General features: G+C 41.2%; 17 protein-coding genes. 8 read left to right on the top strand and 9 right to left on the bottom strand.

The window, feature by feature from the left end; genetic code table 11:
* Positions 1-52 precede the first annotated feature (52 nt).
* The 3 genes from BLQ57_RS18385 to BLQ57_RS18375 are packed head-to-tail and all read right to left on the bottom strand — an operon-like array spanning position 53 to position 2,697.
* Complete coding sequence (locus BLQ57_RS18385) at positions 53-877, bottom strand: mechanosensitive ion channel family protein (RefSeq protein ID WP_087941079.1); 825 nt, start codon at positions 875-877, stop codon at positions 53-55.
* A gap of 39 nt (positions 878-916) precedes the next feature.
* Entirely contained in the window at positions 917-1,621 is a 705-nt protein-coding gene (locus BLQ57_RS18380) for a methyltransferase domain-containing protein (RefSeq protein ID WP_087941080.1), read from the bottom strand.
* Entirely contained in the window at positions 1,618-2,697 is a 1,080-nt protein-coding gene (locus BLQ57_RS18375; protein WP_087941081.1) for a type III polyketide synthase, read from the bottom strand. The genes BLQ57_RS18380 and BLQ57_RS18375 overlap by 4 nt, the downstream gene beginning before the upstream one ends.
* 91 nt (positions 2,698-2,788) lie before the next feature.
* On the opposite strand from BLQ57_RS18375, the gene BLQ57_RS18370 reads away from it, so the two are divergent.
* Positions 2,789-3,688: a UbiA family prenyltransferase gene (locus BLQ57_RS18370; protein WP_087941082.1), complete on the top strand. Its 900-nt coding sequence runs from the start codon at positions 2,789-2,791 to the stop codon at positions 3,686-3,688.
* Here the strand turns inward: BLQ57_RS18370 and BLQ57_RS18365 are convergent.
* The gene (locus BLQ57_RS18365) at positions 3,685-4,800 is read right to left on the bottom strand and encodes an NAD(P)/FAD-dependent oxidoreductase (protein ID WP_317042241.1); all 1,116 of its coding nucleotides are present in this window, start codon (positions 4,798-4,800) and stop codon (positions 3,685-3,687) included. The genes BLQ57_RS18370 and BLQ57_RS18365 overlap by 4 nt on opposite strands.
* Before the next feature lie 109 nt (positions 4,801-4,909).
* On the opposite strand from BLQ57_RS18365, the gene BLQ57_RS18360 reads away from it, so the two are divergent.
* Entirely contained in the window at positions 4,910-7,438 is a 2,529-nt protein-coding gene (locus BLQ57_RS18360; RefSeq protein WP_240507868.1) for a zinc-dependent metalloprotease, read from the top strand.
* 94 nt (positions 7,439-7,532) lie between these two features.
* Positions 7,533-7,943 carry a Fur family transcriptional regulator gene (locus BLQ57_RS18355; protein WP_087941084.1) on the top strand — a complete coding sequence of 137 codons (411 nt, stop codon included), beginning with the start codon at positions 7,533-7,535 and terminating at the stop codon, positions 7,941-7,943.
* On the opposite strand, the gene BLQ57_RS18350 is transcribed toward BLQ57_RS18355, so the two are convergent.
* Complete coding sequence (locus tag BLQ57_RS18350; RefSeq protein ID WP_087941085.1) at positions 7,940-8,170, bottom strand: hypothetical protein; 231 nt, start codon at positions 8,168-8,170, stop codon at positions 7,940-7,942. The genes BLQ57_RS18355 and BLQ57_RS18350 overlap by 4 nt on opposite strands.
* A 150-nt stretch (positions 8,171-8,320) precedes the next feature.
* Here BLQ57_RS18350 and BLQ57_RS18345 point away from each other — a divergent pair, with 150 nt between their 5' ends.
* Entirely contained in the window at positions 8,321-8,794 is a 474-nt protein-coding gene (locus BLQ57_RS18345; protein ID WP_087941086.1) for a YcxB family protein, read from the top strand.
* Positions 8,795-8,863: 69 nt separating this feature from the next.
* Here the strand turns inward: BLQ57_RS18345 and BLQ57_RS18340 are convergent, their stop codons facing one another.
* The gene (locus BLQ57_RS18340; RefSeq protein ID WP_087941087.1) at positions 8,864-9,364 is read right to left on the bottom strand and encodes a fasciclin domain-containing protein; all 501 of its coding nucleotides are present in this window, start codon (positions 9,362-9,364) and stop codon (positions 8,864-8,866) included.
* A gap of 195 nt (positions 9,365-9,559) precedes the next feature.
* On the opposite strand from BLQ57_RS18340, the gene rlmH reads away from it, so the two are divergent.
* Positions 9,560-10,033, top strand: a complete 474-nt coding sequence (rlmH, locus tag BLQ57_RS18335; protein WP_087941088.1) for a 23S rRNA (pseudouridine(1915)-N(3))-methyltransferase RlmH — start codon at positions 9,560-9,562, stop codon at positions 10,031-10,033.
* A gap of 135 nt (positions 10,034-10,168) precedes the next feature.
* Complete coding sequence (locus BLQ57_RS18330) at positions 10,169-10,966, top strand: hypothetical protein (RefSeq protein ID WP_139162807.1); 798 nt, start codon at positions 10,169-10,171, stop codon at positions 10,964-10,966.
* Between the two features lie 252 nt (positions 10,967-11,218).
* Here the strand turns inward: BLQ57_RS18330 and BLQ57_RS18325 are convergent, their stop codons facing one another.
* From BLQ57_RS18325 to BLQ57_RS18315, 3 genes are read right to left on the bottom strand one after another with little or no spacing between them, the layout of a single operon-like run.
* Positions 11,219-11,731: an FKBP-type peptidyl-prolyl cis-trans isomerase gene (locus BLQ57_RS18325; protein ID WP_087941090.1), complete on the bottom strand. Its 513-nt coding sequence runs from the start codon at positions 11,729-11,731 to the stop codon at positions 11,219-11,221.
* Positions 11,732-11,734: 3 nt separating this feature from the next.
* Entirely contained in the window at positions 11,735-13,489 is a 1,755-nt protein-coding gene (locus BLQ57_RS18320; protein ID WP_317042240.1) for a capsule assembly Wzi family protein, read from the bottom strand.
* Positions 13,444-14,109 (bottom strand): hypothetical protein, encoded by a 666-nt coding sequence (locus BLQ57_RS18315; protein WP_087941091.1) that lies wholly within the window; start codon positions 14,107-14,109, stop codon positions 13,444-13,446. The genes BLQ57_RS18320 and BLQ57_RS18315 overlap by 46 nt, the downstream gene beginning before the upstream one ends.
* A 130-nt stretch (positions 14,110-14,239) precedes the next feature.
* Here BLQ57_RS18315 and wecB point away from each other — a divergent pair, with 130 nt between their 5' ends.
* Together wecB and BLQ57_RS18305 are read left to right on the top strand one after the other, a co-directional pair.
* Positions 14,240-15,337 carry a non-hydrolyzing UDP-N-acetylglucosamine 2-epimerase gene (gene wecB / locus BLQ57_RS18310; RefSeq protein WP_087941092.1) on the top strand — a complete coding sequence of 366 codons (1,098 nt, stop codon included), beginning with the start codon at positions 14,240-14,242 and terminating at the stop codon, positions 15,335-15,337.
* Positions 15,334-15,822, top strand: a complete 489-nt coding sequence (locus BLQ57_RS18305; RefSeq protein ID WP_087941093.1) for a cupin domain-containing protein — start codon at positions 15,334-15,336, stop codon at positions 15,820-15,822. Before wecB ends, BLQ57_RS18305 begins: the two co-directional genes overlap by 4 nt.
* Positions 15,823-16,489: the final 667 nt, after the last annotated feature.

Genomic DNA, 16,489 nt, shown 5'->3' with positions numbered 1-16,489 from the left:
TAAAAAAAGAGGGAGCATTGCCCCCTCTATGGATCTACTAAATTGAATCAATCTACTTAGCTTGATGAACTACCCTCTGCGGGAAAGGGATCTCAATACCATTCTTCTCAAATTCCTCATTGATTTTTTCCATTCCATCAAAGTACATGGGCCACAAATCACTTGCATTTGCCCAGACTCGTACGACTAGGTCCAGTGAACTGTCTCCAAAGTTATTAAGATAAACCACAGGAGCTGGATCCTTAAGTGCCCGTTCGTCATTTTCAAAAATGGAAAGCACGATTTCCCTCGCCTTTTTGATATTGGTACCGTAGGCAACTCCTACATTAAAGTCTGCTCTTCTTGTCGGTTGAGTACTCATATTGATGACATCCGAGTTAGCCAAAGCACCATTTGGGATGATGATTTCTTTATTGTCAAAAGTCGTCATATGGGTATATAAAATATCTATTTTTTGAACTACCCCGGTATGACCTTGAGCTACGATCACATCACTTACTTTAAAGGGTTTGAATAGAAGTATCAATACTCCTCCTGCGAAATTGGAAAGGGAACCCTGCAATGCTAAACCAATAGCCAAACCAGCAGCACCCAGAATAGCTAAGAAGGATGTAACCGGCACACCCAAAATCGTGGCCACTCCAATAAACAAGGAGACAAACAACAGCGCTTTGACCAGTCCGATCAAAAAGTTATTCAATGAGGGATTATCCTCTCTCTTGTTTAGCAATTTGGCAAAGCCAGAACTGAGTTTGTTGACAATAAATTTACCAATAACATAGAAAAGAATCGCATAGATCAAACTGGGCAATATTTTACCTGCTAGATCTATTGCTTCTTGAATTAAAGCTTCTGCCATTTCTGGTGAAATTTCCATAGTAAATATGTTTTTATTTGTGATAGATTAAGGTGTCTCTCAGAAAATGATGACGAGCTGCCATCGAAAGGCCCAAAACCAACGAATCGTATAATTCTTGATATTCGCTTCATCTAGAATTCTTTCCCAATCCGCTCGGGAGAAGCTCCTTAAAACCGATAAAGGAGCATCATTTTGGACCATCCTAGAATTGCTAAATAACTTGGTGAGCCATTTGATACTGTAGTATGCCAAAGGATGTCGATGCAGATCATTGATTACAATTCCCAACCGTGCTTTTTGCCGAAATGCGGTTAAAAGATCAACTAACTCCCCATCGGTGAAATGGTGAGTAAAAAGCGTGCAGGTCAAAACATCAACTTTTCCTTCGATAAACTCCTTCGAAAATACATTCTGCACAAGCCAACGGATAGGAGCTTTATCAGCTAACCTAACTGAAGCAAGGTCAATAATGTTCCGATTGGCATCGATTCCGGTGAAATTGACATTCTTTTTTGATTTGATGGCCCAATCGTCCATCACTCTTATCATATCTCCTCCTCCGCAGCCTACATCAGCTATATCATAGCTAGGTTGTGGATACAATTTAAAAATTTTTGCCAAGCCCTTGGTCGTGACAGTATTTCCCCCAAGCCATTTATTGATAGTTTTTAGCTCTTTGAGGGTCTGCTCCAGGACTTCTCCGGAGCAATCGAGATCATCCATCAATTCCTTTTGCTGACTCCGCTGAGAAAAAAGACTCATGATTTCTCCAAAAGCAAGGTTTCCAAAGTCAAACCAGGACCAAAGCCCATCGCTAAAATATCCCCCTCAATTTGAGGATCCTCCATCATTCTGGCAAGTACAAATAAAATAGTGGCAGAGGACATATTGCCAAAATTACGCAATACCTCCAAAGCATGACTATTCACCCCTTCATCCAAGCCAAATGATTCTTGCACTTTGCTCAAAATCTGTTTCCCACCCGGATGAATCGCATAATTTTTGACTTTTGACAGGTTAAAGTACTGCTCAAAAATCTGTTTTAAATCATGAATACCGTTTTCAAGAAGGGAGGGAATGTATTTACTCAGGCGCATCTCAAAGCCAAAGTCACCGATGGACCAAGCCATATCTTGTGCCCCGCCACGAAGGAGATGACTGAGATAGGATCTGATTTTTAATCCCTGATTGTCCCCTGTGATCAAAGCAGCCGCAGCGCCATCCGCAAAAAGTGAATTGGCTAAAATGTGATCTTCGACATATTCTTTCTGAAAGTGAATGGTGCAAAGTTCGATACTGACCAAAAGGACCTTGGAGTCTGGATCAGCTCGTACAATTTTATCTGCAAGCTTTAGCCCCGTAAAAGCCGCATAACATCCCATAAAATGCACACAATAGCGCTCTACCGAGTCTGCCAAACCCAACTCCTGCATCAGTACCAGTTCGACTCCCGGAGCAGTCATGCCTGTACAGGAAACCAGAATCAAATGCGAGATTTCGTCTGGTTTGATATTCGCTTTGCCAAGACAGTCATTTACTGCTTCTATCCCAAGCTTGGGTGCTGCTTCTGCAAAAACATTCATTCTCGCATTGGTGCTGGGAAATGGCTCCAAATCTTCACTTGTAGGGAAAAATGTAAAATCCTTAGGGTGACTTTTATCAAAATCCTCCAACACGCTGTGTCTGGAATCGATGCCCGATTTTCGATAGAGAAAATTTAGCTTTCGGCCCTCTACCTCATCCAGACCATGTGCCTTCTTCATAAACCCAGCAATGGCTTGCTGTGGAATCGGTTTACCGGGATTGGCCAAGCCTATGCTAATTATGCTGGAATTCATTTGATCAAGTTAAGGGATTATTTCTAAATTAGATGATTAGGAAGTAAACCACGCTACCTTCATAAGGTTATTTATTCATTCTGTCAAAAATATGATCACCCGCTCCAGCCTAAAGCACCTTCGGATTCCCTTTTCTCTGTTTTTACTTCCAGTTTTTCTCTTTGCATTGGCTTTCACCCCAAACCTCAATGAGGAGCGCTTATTACTGGTTTTTATGATTCTACATCTCTTTCTTTATCCCTCGAGCAACGGATACAACAGCTATTTTGACAAGGATGAGAAAAGCATTGGTGGAATAAAAAACCCTCCTAAAGTGACCAAGGACCTGTATTGGCTCTCTTTGGTATTTTTCATGATTGCGATCGTTTTATCGATCAAAATCAACCTGGCCTTTGCGAGTATGGTGACCCTCTACGGCCTAGTCAGTATGGCCTACAGCCATCCGCTGGTGCGCATCAAAAAATATCCATGGTTGAGTTGGTTGATTGCCGGACTTTTCCAAGGTTATTTCACGTTTGGGATGGCTTATGCGGGTTTGAGTGATTTTGGCTGGGATATTTTATTTAAAAGTCATGTGATGATTCCTGGCCTTCTCACATCTTTAATGCTTTGGGCAAATTATCCACTTACCCAAGTCTATCAGCATGAAGAGGATGCCAAACGAAATGATTTGACTTTAAGCAGAAAACTGGGAATCATAGGGACTTTTGGCTTTTCTGCATCCTTTTTTCTGCTAACAGCGGCAGGATTCGCCTGGTTTTTTCTCAGCAAGAATCAAGAAAATATCCTTTGGGTTTACTTAGCCTCCATGTTGCCAGTAGTTTTATACTTTTTGATTTGGTTTTATTTTGTCAAAAGAAATCCTGAAAAGTACGCAAATTACTCTTGGGCAATGGGAATGAACACCATTTCTGCCGTCTTGCTCAATGGGTTCTTTATTTATTATTTTCTGGAAAACACCCAAATCATGCAAGTTTTAGGAGCCTATTAAAAGGTTTTTCCATGGGTATTTCGGATAATTTGATTTGCCAAAAAAGGGCTTTTCTGTAAAATGTAATAGGCAATCGTAGAGGAAAATTTCGAGCCAAAAAGGCGCTGTGTCCATCTCCCCACTTGAAGCCTTCTTTTGAATTCACGATTCCAGTTTTGGGTATAATACTTTTCCACTTCCTTTCTGCTTTGTAGAGATAAAATTGCTTCCGCTGCGATTTTTCCCGCATGAATAGCCATGGCCATTCCATTTCCACAAAGTGGGGTGATCAAACCTGCTGCATCCCCAACCATCAAAAGGTGATTTTCCACTGGTAATTTAGGCTCAAAATTAATTTCATTGATTACTTCAGGCTTATCAAAGAGAAACTCACTTTCCTTGAATATTCTATTCAAGGCCGGATTTTTCATCAAAACATGTTTTTCCATCTCATCTATAGACCCATAGCTTCTCAACTGTTCACGACTGCCTAAATAGCAAAGGTTAAACTTTTGATCCTCTATGGCATTCACTCCGCAGTAGCCTCCCTCGAAATTGTGAAGTGCCACCACCGAGCGGTCCAAGTCGGAATTGATATGATACTTCACTCCAATGTAGGGGCTTCTTTTTTCAATAAAAGGGCGATGAAGTACCTTGTCAATCTTAGAGCGCTTGCCATGAGCAGCTATGACAAAATCCCCCAAATACTTCTCTCCTCCCGCTAGCTCTAGCTCGAACTTATCTGCTGTTTGATCATAAATGACATCAATGACATTGGATCGCTCCAGTAAGGTCACACCCAATTGCATGGCTTTTTGAACCAGCCAATAATCAAGTACATATCTGCTGAGCCCAAAACCTCCCAAGTCCAGCGGTGTCCGACTCCCTTTCCCATGGGTATCAGTAAACTCAAACTGACCAATTTTAGGAAAATCAATATGTGCAGGAAGTAAACCTTCACGAGTCAAAAAATCAATGACTTCATTGGAGATATATTCACCACAAACCCTATGAAAGGGGTACTGCTTTTTCTCAAACAGGACTACTTCTACACCGTTTTTGGCTAAAACACAGGAAGAAATAAGACCTGCAAGTCCTCCACCAATAACCAAAACACGTTTTCTACTTTGCACAATATTGCCTTTAATTTGTTCAAATAACCGCCTATCAAAAATTAAGTTTCAAAGGTGACTCATCCGAGATTTTGAAGGTTAATTTATTTCCAAAATAAAACGATTACACATGAAAAACACACTACCCAAATTTCTGAGGAGATTTACCTTAATGGTAGGGATTTTTAGCGTGATGTTCTATTCTGAGGAGAGTTTTGCCCAAAGAAAAAAGAAAAAAGACGCAAAAAACACCCCTGCTGCTACCGCACCAGCTAAACCACAAAACGGCGCTAATGCCAAAGGCCCTAAGCCTTACAAAGAGGTGATTACTAACAAGGCCAAGTCTAAAGATGGTCTATTTAAAGTTCATCAGATCGAAGAAAAATACTTCTACGAGATCCCTGACTCACTATTTGGAAGGGATATGCTGATGGTCACTACGATCGCTAAAACTGCAGACGGAATAGGCTATGGTGGAGAGCGTACCAACACCCTGATGCTGAGATGGGAGAAGAATGGTGATAATGTACTCTTAAGAGTAGTTTCAGTAGATAATTATGCTGCTGATTCTTTACCTATCGCAATGGCTGTAAAAAACTCCAATTTGGAGCCTATTTTACAGCGATTCGACGTAAAGTCCAATCCTACTGATTCCACAGGGACAGTAATCGAGGCTACAGATTTATTTGCCAAAGATGTACCTGCACTGGGACTTCAGCGAAATAGAAGAACGCAATACAGAGTTCAGCGACTGGATACGGATCGTTCCTATATTGAGCATATTCACACCTATCCGATCAATATCGAAGCAAGATATGTGATGACCTATGCGGCTCAAGCTCCCCCTTCCAACAGTTCTACCGGACTGATTACTTTGGAAATGAACTCTTCCATGCTTCTATTGCCTAAAGAACCAATGATGCAGCGACTAGCTGATCAACGTGTGGGATGGTTTAGCAGATCTTATGTAGATTACGGCGCAGATGCTCAGAAAGCAGAATCCCGTCGCTATTTGGACAGATGGAGACTTGAAGTGAAAGACGAGGATATCGAGAAGTTTAAAAGAGGGGAACTTGTAGAGCCTAAAAAACCAATCGTTTACTACATTGACCCGGCTACACCAAAGCAGTGGGTTCCTTTCCTAAAGCAAGGCGTAGAAGACTGGCAGGCTGCTTTTGAAGCTGCTGGATTCAAAAATGCTATCATTGCCAAAGAAGCTCCTAGTCCAGAAGAAGATCCAACTTGGAGTCCTGAAGATGCTCGCTATTCTGTCATCAGATACTTCGCATCAGACATTCAAAATGCCTATGGACCTCATGTCTCTGATCCGAGATCAGGTGAAATCCTAGAATCAGATATCGGGTGGTATCATAATGTGATGAACTTACTTAGAAACTGGTATTTCATCCAAACTGCAGCGGTAAACCCTGATGCTAGAAGCGTAAAGTTTAAGGACGAAGTAATGGGTCGTTTGATCCGATTTGTTTCTGCTCACGAAGTAGGACACACTTTAGGTCTTCCTCACAACTTTGCTTCTTCTCATGCCTATCCCGTAGAGAAGCTAAGAGATGCAGCCTTTACCAAAGAAATGGGAACAGCTCCTTCTATCATGGATTACGCGAGATTTAATTATGTCGCGCAGCCGGAAGACGAGGGTGTAAGTTTAATGCCAGATGTAGGGCCTTATGACAAATATGCCGTCTCATGGGGTTATCGCCCTATCCTAGATGCAAGCACTCCAGAAGAAGAGCAGGCTACACTAAACCAGTGGATCCTAGAAAAACAAGGTGATCCTGTGTACAGATATGGTCGTCAAGGCAACTCCTACGATCCTACGACTCAAAGCGAAGATTTGGGTGACAACTCCATGAAGGCTTCCGAATACGGTATTGCCAATTTGAAGCGAATCATGCCTAACCTTATGGAGTGGACTGCGGAAGAAGACAAACCGTTCAAAGACTTCAGCGATTTAGAAGAAATGTACGGACAGGTCTTAGGACAGTTTAACAGATACATGGGTCACGTTCGTACTCACGTAGGTGGTGTGATGGAAGTGTACAAAGCATCCGGTCAGGACGAAGCAGTCTACACACATAATCCAAAAGAGCTTCAAAAATCTGCTGTGACTTTCTTAAATCAGAATCTTTTCGCTACTCCTGAGTGGCTTATGGATGATGATATCATTGCTCGTACAGGTGACTTTGGTGCTTTAGAGAGAATCAGAGTCCTACAAGTAGGCACCTTGAATGGAATCCTTGAGTGGGGTAGATTAGGAAGAGTCATCGAAAATGAAGCGATCAACGGGGCCGATGCTTACTCGATCACTGAATTATTTGACGACTTAAGAAGTGGTATCTGGGGTGAATTGGCTGGAGGCCGTACGATAGATGTGCACCGTAGATCTCTTCAGAGAGCTCATATTGAGCGACTGGAGCTCATGCTAACTGGTGATGAACCAAGTTTGCCTGCTGCATTTAGAAGATTCGCCGGTCCACAGATCAATGCTTCCCAATCAGACATCAGACCTATCGCAAGAGGAGAATTGAAAACCTTGCAAAGACAAATTAGAGCGGCTATCGGTCGTACTTCAGATCGTATGTCTAAGCTTCACCTAGAAGATTTGGTTGAGCGAATCGATATGATTCTTGATCCTAAATAATTCTGATTAATTTTCAGATCAAACAAAAGGCGTCCGAGTTGGGCGCCTTTTTTTGTGAAAACTGAATTGTCTAAATTTGTGTTCATACTTTGACATGACTACACCACTTCATATACTAAAATCTCATAAGCTTCGCATTACAGATTGTAGAATTGAGATAATGCAGGAGTTCCTCAACAAGCAGGTAGCCTTGGCCCACAGTGATTTGGAAGATCGCCTCAATAATCAATTTGACAGAGTCACCATTTACAGAACCTTGAATACTTTTTTAGAACGGGACATCATCCACAAAGTCTTAGATGACAGCGGTGCTACCAAATATGCGCTCTGTTCACATGAAGGGGTGCATGATCACGATCACGAGCATGTGCATTTCAAATGTGAAACTTGCGGAGAAACTACCTGCTTGGAAACAATCAGCTTACCAGCAGTAAAACTACCCGATGGTTTCGAAAAAAGGGAAATGAGCCTTTTGGTACAAGGTATTTGTGACAAATGCCGTTAAGCCTCTACTGGTTCAGCAGTGGGCTTTCGAGCGGGACTGTCAGAGGGCCAAACCACTCCTGGTGGTAGATCAATTTTGGGTGGTTTTTGATTTTCTACACCGCCGTCCCCGTCATCATTATCAGGTCTATCTTTTTTCAGCGCATTTTTAGTCATCATCGCTACAAAGTAGATGACGATCACATAAGCAAACCCCGCCAAAAAAAGATTAATCATTAAACTGCTCATACTCAAAAATTTTATAAAATATAAGGCAATACACTTTTTAAATCAATCACTTAGCCGAATTGTTTTCCATTCTCTTCACAATCTATGATTTTTCTAAGCTTGTTTTATCCCTTGGATAGATGGATATTTGCGCTCTGAAAAAGTAAAGTGATGATTGTAAAAACCAAGAAATACCAACTTCCCACCGGAACCTACATTAAGATGGGACTTGCCACTGTCCTCAAAGAACAATGGTGGGTCATATTGATCGCCGTAGCCATTGCTTGTGGTTACTTTTGGATTGCATCTATTTGGTGGATCATAGGAGCCTTAATCGCTTACGGGCTCTATGTCCTATTCTGGGCTATACAGTTCACCGGAGTGACTCAGATGGAGCAAAACAAGGTAATCTTTGACAAGATGGCTTATGAGATAGACTCAAGGCAGATTCTCATGAAAATCAACACTAAGCAAGGAATGCCTATACAGTGGAACATGATCAAGAAGGCCGAGCTTAGCAAAGATGCTTTTATTCTTTACATGTCAAAGGCACAATTTATCCATCTTCCCTTTAGAATATTCAATTCTGATAACGATAGAAAATTTGTAGAAACTATCCTTAAAAGGAAGGAGCTCTTGAAGTAACTATTATTTTCAAGACATAAAAAAAGGCTTTCGAATTCATCCGAAAGCCTTTTTTTAGTTTAATCGAAATTACATTGTTGGTAAAATAACTGTATCGATCACATGTACTACTCCATTGTCCGCTTCGATATCCGCTGTGGTAACAGTAGCATTGTTAATCATTGCTTTACCATCTTTCAAGGTTACTGTAATTTCTCCACCCTGCACAGTAGCTGCCTTTTGACCATCTTTCAAGTCAGAAGACATGATTTTTCCTGCTACGACATGGTAAGTTAATACAGCAACTAGTTGATCTTTGTTCTCAGGCTTTAATAGGTTTTCAACCGTTCCAGCTGGCAATTTTGCGAAAGCATCATTGGTTGGCGCAAAAACAGTAAAAGGACCATCACCTTTCAATACATCTACTAAATCACCTGCTTTCACAGCAGCTACTAGTGTAGACAAAAATTCAGTACTTACAGCCAAATCAACGATATCAGCTTCTACTTCGTGTACTTTCTCAGCTCTTGGTGCAAAAGCAGATGCAACGAAAAACATTGCAATCATTAAGATACTTCCTAATTTTTTCATGATAGTTAAGAGTTTTTTGGTTTATATGTGAAAAACAGGTAGTTCTGCATTTTGTTTAAAAATTTATCACTTTTATTCAACAAAAATAGCGAATACTAAGCTTCTGACTCTTAGACAGGGTTTTTCATCCATCTAGTTTAAGCAGATACCCTGCAAGGATCTACCGAAAATGAACAACAAATACTAAATTTGACAATGAACATCAAACTGATTGCCATAGGAAAGACCGACCATTCAGCCATTTTGAGCCTGATGGAAGAGTATTCAAAACGGCTGAATTTTTATATCAAATTTGAAATGGAGCTGATTCCAGATTTAAAAAACACCAAATCCTTATCTGAAAGCACTCAAAAAGAAAAAGAAGGCGAGCTAATCTTAAAAAAAATCAACCCAACGGACGACCTTATACTTTTGGATGAGGGCGGTAAAAGTTTTTCCTCTGTCGAATTTTCAACCTTCTTACAGAAAAAAATGAACATGGGGCTGAAGCAGCTCATTTTTGTAATAGGCGGGCCTTACGGTTTTTCAGAAGCCATATACGACAGGGCTAATGGGAAACTCTCTCTTTCCAAAATGACTTTCTCTCACCAAATGATTCGCCCTTTTTTCATCGAACAATTATACCGAGCAATGACCATTTTGAGGGGAGAACCTTATCATCATCAGTAATTTATTACGATGCCGAATATTAAGTTTTGCCAAAAAATTTTTTCTAATGTTAACAAATTGTTAATTTTATGATAACATTAATAACATTGGCTTTACTTACAGGTGAGAAGATTAGGTTTTTTATCGGTATTTCTTTTGAGCTTTTGCTTAACAGCATGGTCACAGGAAGGCTATGTCGATTTGACTTTTGAGACTCAAGAAGAAAAGCAACTTTGGGAAACGGGGGTAGCATCTTCCAATCCCTATTACTTGTTTTTGGCGGTACATGGAGAGGAAGGCACTCCCATAGCATCTTGGGAGAAATTAGTCTCCACTACAACAAAAAAATTCAACAAATCAGGAGTGAGTATGAAGCTTCTCCGAAGTATTTTTGAAAAAAGTCATAAGTATCTTTTTAAAACCTATGAGCAGCATGCGACTTTTAGTCAAATGCTTGAGACAGGAAAATATGATTGTGTAAGTGGTTCGGCTACACTTGCTATGCTACTTGAGCAATATGGTTTCGATTTTGAAATAATTGAGACGGATTACCATGTTTTTATTATCACAAAACTCGATGGCAAAGAAATTATTTTAGAAAGTACCCTACCGATAGGAGGCTTAATTACTTCTCCTACAGAAGTACAAAAATACCTTTCCAACTATCAAGGCAATCAACAAAATGTAAACCTCTCTCTCAATCAGCGTTTAGGAACTCCTGCCATAGACTACAGCGACAATTCCATTTTTAGGAAAGTAGACCTACAGCAACTTGCCGGTCTACAATATTATAATGATGCCATTGCCCACTTCAATCAACAATCCTATGATGTGGCTGTGACGCAATTACAAAAAGCCTACGAGCTCTACCCTGCCAATAGGATTTCAGGTTTGAAAGAATTGGCAATTGAGCAACTCAACCAACCTTTGCAGACTCGAAAGGCAAAAAAATAAAAATCTCCGTCCATCAGACAGAGATCGGAATTTGGTTCAATTACCCCACCTCACCAAATTCATTCCAATAAAAAAATAAGCTCAAATCATAAAAGCGATAAAAAATCCTATCAGGGCCAATCGCTTGAGAAGAATGGTGGTTTTGATCATATCACTGTTTTTTTCCGAATCAAAGTAAAAGAAGCTTCACTCTGCCTCCTATACGACAAATGCCCTATCTACGCGACAGGGCATTTGAATTTTATGGAAAAATCAATGGGCATGGCCACCCGGACCATGTACGTGTCCGTGTGCTATCTCTTCGGCTTCAGCTTCCCGGATGGACTCTATTTTCCCTTCAAAATAAAGATCAAACCCAGCTAGTGGATGATTAAAATCCATATGAACCCCACGATAATCAACTTTGGTGATTTCTCCGCGCATCTGATTGCCTTTATCGTCTTGCATGGGGATCACTTTTCCTACCTTCAGTAGTTCTTTGTTTTTCTTTCCCTCTTCCTTAAAATTAGCCTTCGGAATGATAGTTACCTTAAACTCATCGTAATCTCCATAGGCATTTTCGAAGTCTATCATCACCTCAAAACTCTCCCCTTCAGCTTTTCCTTCGATCACCTCTTCGAGTTTTGGGAGAATATTCTCATATCCCATCAAAAAATAGTGAGGCTTATCAGCGAGTACTTCTTCAAAAGCAACCGGCTCATTTTCCCCATCACTCACTCGAAGCCTATAACTTATGGCCACTACTTTATCTTTTTCTGCTTTCATATCTTATTTGAATAAATAACTCACACTTAACTGAGCCACATAGTTCTTTCTATCGTATCCCGGTACAAAATATTGATCCGGCTGATTTTCCAAAAACCATTTGTAATTCAGGGTATTGACGTACTGAAATCTGCCACTCAACAAAATATTATCAAACCGCCAATCCGCTACCAAAGAAGGGACTAGATCCACATATTTATTTCGAAAGTCCTTAGAAGCCTCGTAGCGGTAGTAATAAAAATCATTGTTGTAGACGATTCGTTCAAATTGAAAACCGATCCGATTCATTCGATCTACCCAAGCAAACTCCACAAATATTTGATTACTCGCGGGACCATTACCTATGCCCAATACCTGCCCTTGATGCGTATATCCATGCCGAATATGATCATGAATGTACCAAGTTCTGAGTTGCCGGATTTCCTCCCGAATGGTCTGCCCACTTTGAGTCATTTCGGAACTAATCTGAAAATAGCGTCCAGGCTTTTTTAAAGGCATCAGATGAGAAAAGCCAAAGGTAAATGCCCTTCCTTTCTCGGGGGTAATCATAAAATCCTCCAACACCCGACTATTACCTCGGGTGCCGTATTCACCATAAAATTCAAAATGCCCCTCCTGACTCAGCCAACGAAAAAACCCTGAACTAAACTGCTGCCTTTTATCACGGATGGGGTCATGCACATTTTCAGGACCTTTACGGCCATTGAATACCGGTAATAGATCGGCAAAATCCGAAATTTCGTCTCGGTATACTTGACTCGTCGATCCATAGCCCAAAAACAAACCGGGAACCCACTTCGGCTGATAGGTCAATACCAGACCGGATAAGTAGCGGTTCCCATTTTCTCGCTTGGGTATGTAAACGGGATTCTGCTGAATGGAATAATCCGGGTGAGGAGGAAGAAAATCTGTAGACTGAAGAAAGCCGGATACAAATTGACCTTCAAATGAGCCGATTTTAGTCTGTATAGGCTTTCGTGTATTCGCTGTAAAGTGAAGAAAACCAGGAGCATTGTTACCCAGCAAAAGGGAATTTCTCCTGCCCGGTCCCCACCAGAGATTTTCTGTAGAAATGCCTATCGAGTATTCTTGAAAATTATACCTCAAACTCGATTGTCCCAAAAACAGCTTATTGAAACTAGACTCCCCAAATCGCTCCGGCATATCGATGCGGTTCATGTACTCGTAATAAAAAAGTACTGTTGCCTGATGCTCTATGGGAAAGCCGATATAATCTTTGTTTTGCGCTAGCAATAATTCGGGCTGAAACTGCAGGGAAAACCTCCCCAACTCCACATAAGCACCTATACTAAATACCTGCTGCATCCCTCGATTGGGGATCATTACGCCATCATTCACTCCGAAAGCATAATTAGAGTTAAACTGCATCCGATAAGTGGCGGGCAGCAGCAAAAGCTTGAGATTTTGATTGGAATCGATGGAAACGGTCCTGTGAAATCTACTTTGGTCCATGTCTACTACTGAGCTGTCCAAATCAAAACCATGCCTTACCCCAAAAGCCTCAGTAGGATAAAGCGGACGAATCATCCAAGAAGAAGTAGAGTCTATAGTTCCTATTAGTTGCGCTCTTCGTAAATAATCATCAAGAAAAGGCATCCCCACGGGAATAGTCTGTCCTAAAACCGGAAAAGTAAGCCCCAAAAAGAGCATCACTGCCAGTAGCTTAGCTTGTATGGTATCCATTCTCATCATCAGTTCACAACGAGTGCCTCCACCGTCACTTTTGCTATCGACCAAGATTCATCACAAACGGGGTCAGGAATGCCCTCGTTTCTCAATTCACTATTCCAAAAGATCCGAACATTGGAATTCTGATGAGAAACCAATTTGGAAATGCTGTATCGAGTGGTATAATTGGGAAAAGCTCCAAAAAAGCATAATCCAGGCATATTGGTCTGCATTGCACCGGTTTTTGGGCGATTTTGTCTGATATAATCATTGGGATAAGATTGGTACAGACAATAGGTCGACTCACAGGGTGAATTCGAAAAAGTCGTCCGAAACACCTCCTGATTATCTACTCCAAAATACCAATAGTCCGGGCCAGCCTTACCATCATCCGCATTGCCATCCCATGTATCATGAATTAATATTTCGGTTGTAATTTTTAACACATTATGGGAAGGCAAATCAGTGAGATTTAGAGCCACCAAATCATTGTGATAGAAACCTGCTATAGTATCATTTTGAAAAATAAAGAGCTTCCCATTTTCAAAACCAGCCAAATTCAGATCAGAAAAATCATTTTCATATACTATCACTGTGGATTCAAGTGTATCTGTACAAGAGACTGACCCAATCATCAAACCGAAAAATAAGAATAGAGTACCTATTCCTTTACTGCTTCTAAAATTCATCTACGCTTCACTCTTTATAATCACTTACAAATAAACGAAAAACCAATTAAATCAGATGGAGCATTTTCAGTCAATTTATCCTTTGTACTAAAATTGAATGCTTATTTTTGAATGAAAATAAACCAGTATCATGCCGACTTTTACTATTGTCGCCGGAGCGCGGCCAAATTTTATGAAAATCGCACCCATCATTCACGCGATCCAAAGACAACAATCCTCCCATCCCGATCTCCACTTTCGCCTAGTCCATACCGGGCAGCATTATGACAAAAAGATGTCGGGAGACTTTTTTGAGCAACTTAATATACCCGAGCCTCACGCCAATCTAGGGGGAGGAGGAGGCACACAGGCCGAGCAAACTGCCGCCATCATGGTGGCTTTTGAAAAGGAACTGATGGAAAATCCCTGTGATTTGGTTCTGGTAGTTGGGGATGTGACAAGTACTCTTGCCTGCTCCATCACTGCAAAAAAACTCTGCATCGACGTAGCACATGTAGAGGGTGGAATTCGATCAGGCGACTTGACCATGCCTGAGGAGATCAATCGAATGGTCACCGACTCGATCACAGATCACTTTTTTACTACTTCGGAAATTGCCAATGAAAACCTCCGGAAAAGCGGCTTCTCTGAAGATAAAATCCATTTCGTAGGCAATACGATGATCGATACCCTATTGGCCAACTTGCCACGATTCCAGCAGCCGGAAGGTGAATTATTTGATCGATTAGAATCGGGAAACTATTTCGTGATGACCATGCATCGTCCTGCCAACGTAGATCAGGAGCACAAGTTAAAAGCCATGATTCAAGCGATATTAGATGGGACAGGTGACTTGCCTATTGTTTTCCCCGTACATCCTCGCACTGCCAAAAATCTACAGGCCCTGGGAATTCAAGACCCGAGACTCCACATGTGTGAGCCTTTAGGCTATTTGGAATTTAATTATCTCGTCAAAAATGCCAAAGCCGTCATCACAGATTCTGGTGGAATTACCGAGGAAGCCTCAGTCATGAATGTACCTTGCATCACCCTCAGGGACAATACCGAAAGGGCAGAAACCATTCACCTAGGGACCAATGAATTGGTAGGGACTGATCCAGCCAAACTTAAACCTTATTTGGAAAAAATCATGGCTGGGGAGTGGAAGCAATATCAGGGAATCCCCCTGTGGGATGGGGAAACCGCTGATCGGATTGTATCGATTTTACAAAAAGCCTATTCTGCATGACTACCCAAGAGCGAATCGCCCAATTGGTCGAAGAATTAAAAATGAAGCCTCATCCTGAGGGTGGCTTTTATGCAGAAACCTACCGGTCCGAAGAGACCGTAATGACACCCAATGGGGAGCGAAGCCTGATGACGGTGATTTACTTTCTACTTCGATCGGAGGATGTTTCCCATTTTCATCGCATCCAAAGTGATGAGCATTGGTTTTGGCATGAGGGTAGCACACTGACGGTTCACTTGCTCGGTGAAAAAGGGCATCAGCGCCTCCCCCTAGGACCGATTGGTAGAAAACAGTGTTTACCACAGCAGCTTGTTCCTGCCAAAGTGATTTTTGGAAGTACAGTGGATGCAGCCGACAGTTATGCTCTAGTATCTTGTGCAGTAGCTCCCGGTTTTGATTTTCGGGATTTTGAACTTTTAGAGAGAAAAGACTTGCTCGCTAAGTTTCCGGAGAATGAAGATATTATATTTCAGCTAAGCAAATAGAAAATTGAAAGCCACGAATGCTCGAATTGAATTCTACGCCGTGGTCTGTGTCTCACAGGCCACCTTGCCCACTTTTTTTATCAAACAAATTATGCCTGTTCGTGGAGACACGAACAGGGGCAGGTAAAAAAACTAATTCGTGAATTATCGGCTGTCTTTCTTAGCCACGAATGCTCGAATAGAATATTTCTTGGCATCTCCATCTGAGTGTAGAACTAGCGTAGGAGTAGAATTATGGTTGGGACTAGGTGTAGATTGCATCTACACCTTACTATAACTACAAATTTGTAATTTGCTTATAATTCAAGGTTAAAATCAAAATGAACCAATTTCAAATTGATTAGAATATGAGGGTGAGTACCTCATATCTTTAAACTGAATCAAAAAACAGAATAAAGGTGTAGCCTGATTTGCAAACTAAGTACAGACCAACTGATACTGCGGTGTAGGGAGCACACCTTTATTTTTTCCTCTTCGAATCTGAATAGTACCCAAGCATGAAGGTCTCCTTCAATGTTCCATAACGATGAGTAAAGATCTAGAGGGGATCCTGTTTTAAAAACCATCAATCCTATGTTAAAATATTCTGTAGGACTGGATGTTTCCAGCAAGTCCATCCATGGTTGTTTGTCGACCATTGACCATGGTCAAAAAGTCACAGTAAAGA

This window comes from Algoriphagus faecimaris (assembly GCF_900101705.1).
Taxonomy (GTDB): Bacteria; Bacteroidota; Bacteroidia; order Cytophagales; family Cyclobacteriaceae; genus Algoriphagus; species Algoriphagus faecimaris.
This window is presented reverse-complemented; position numbering and strand designations above follow the sequence as displayed.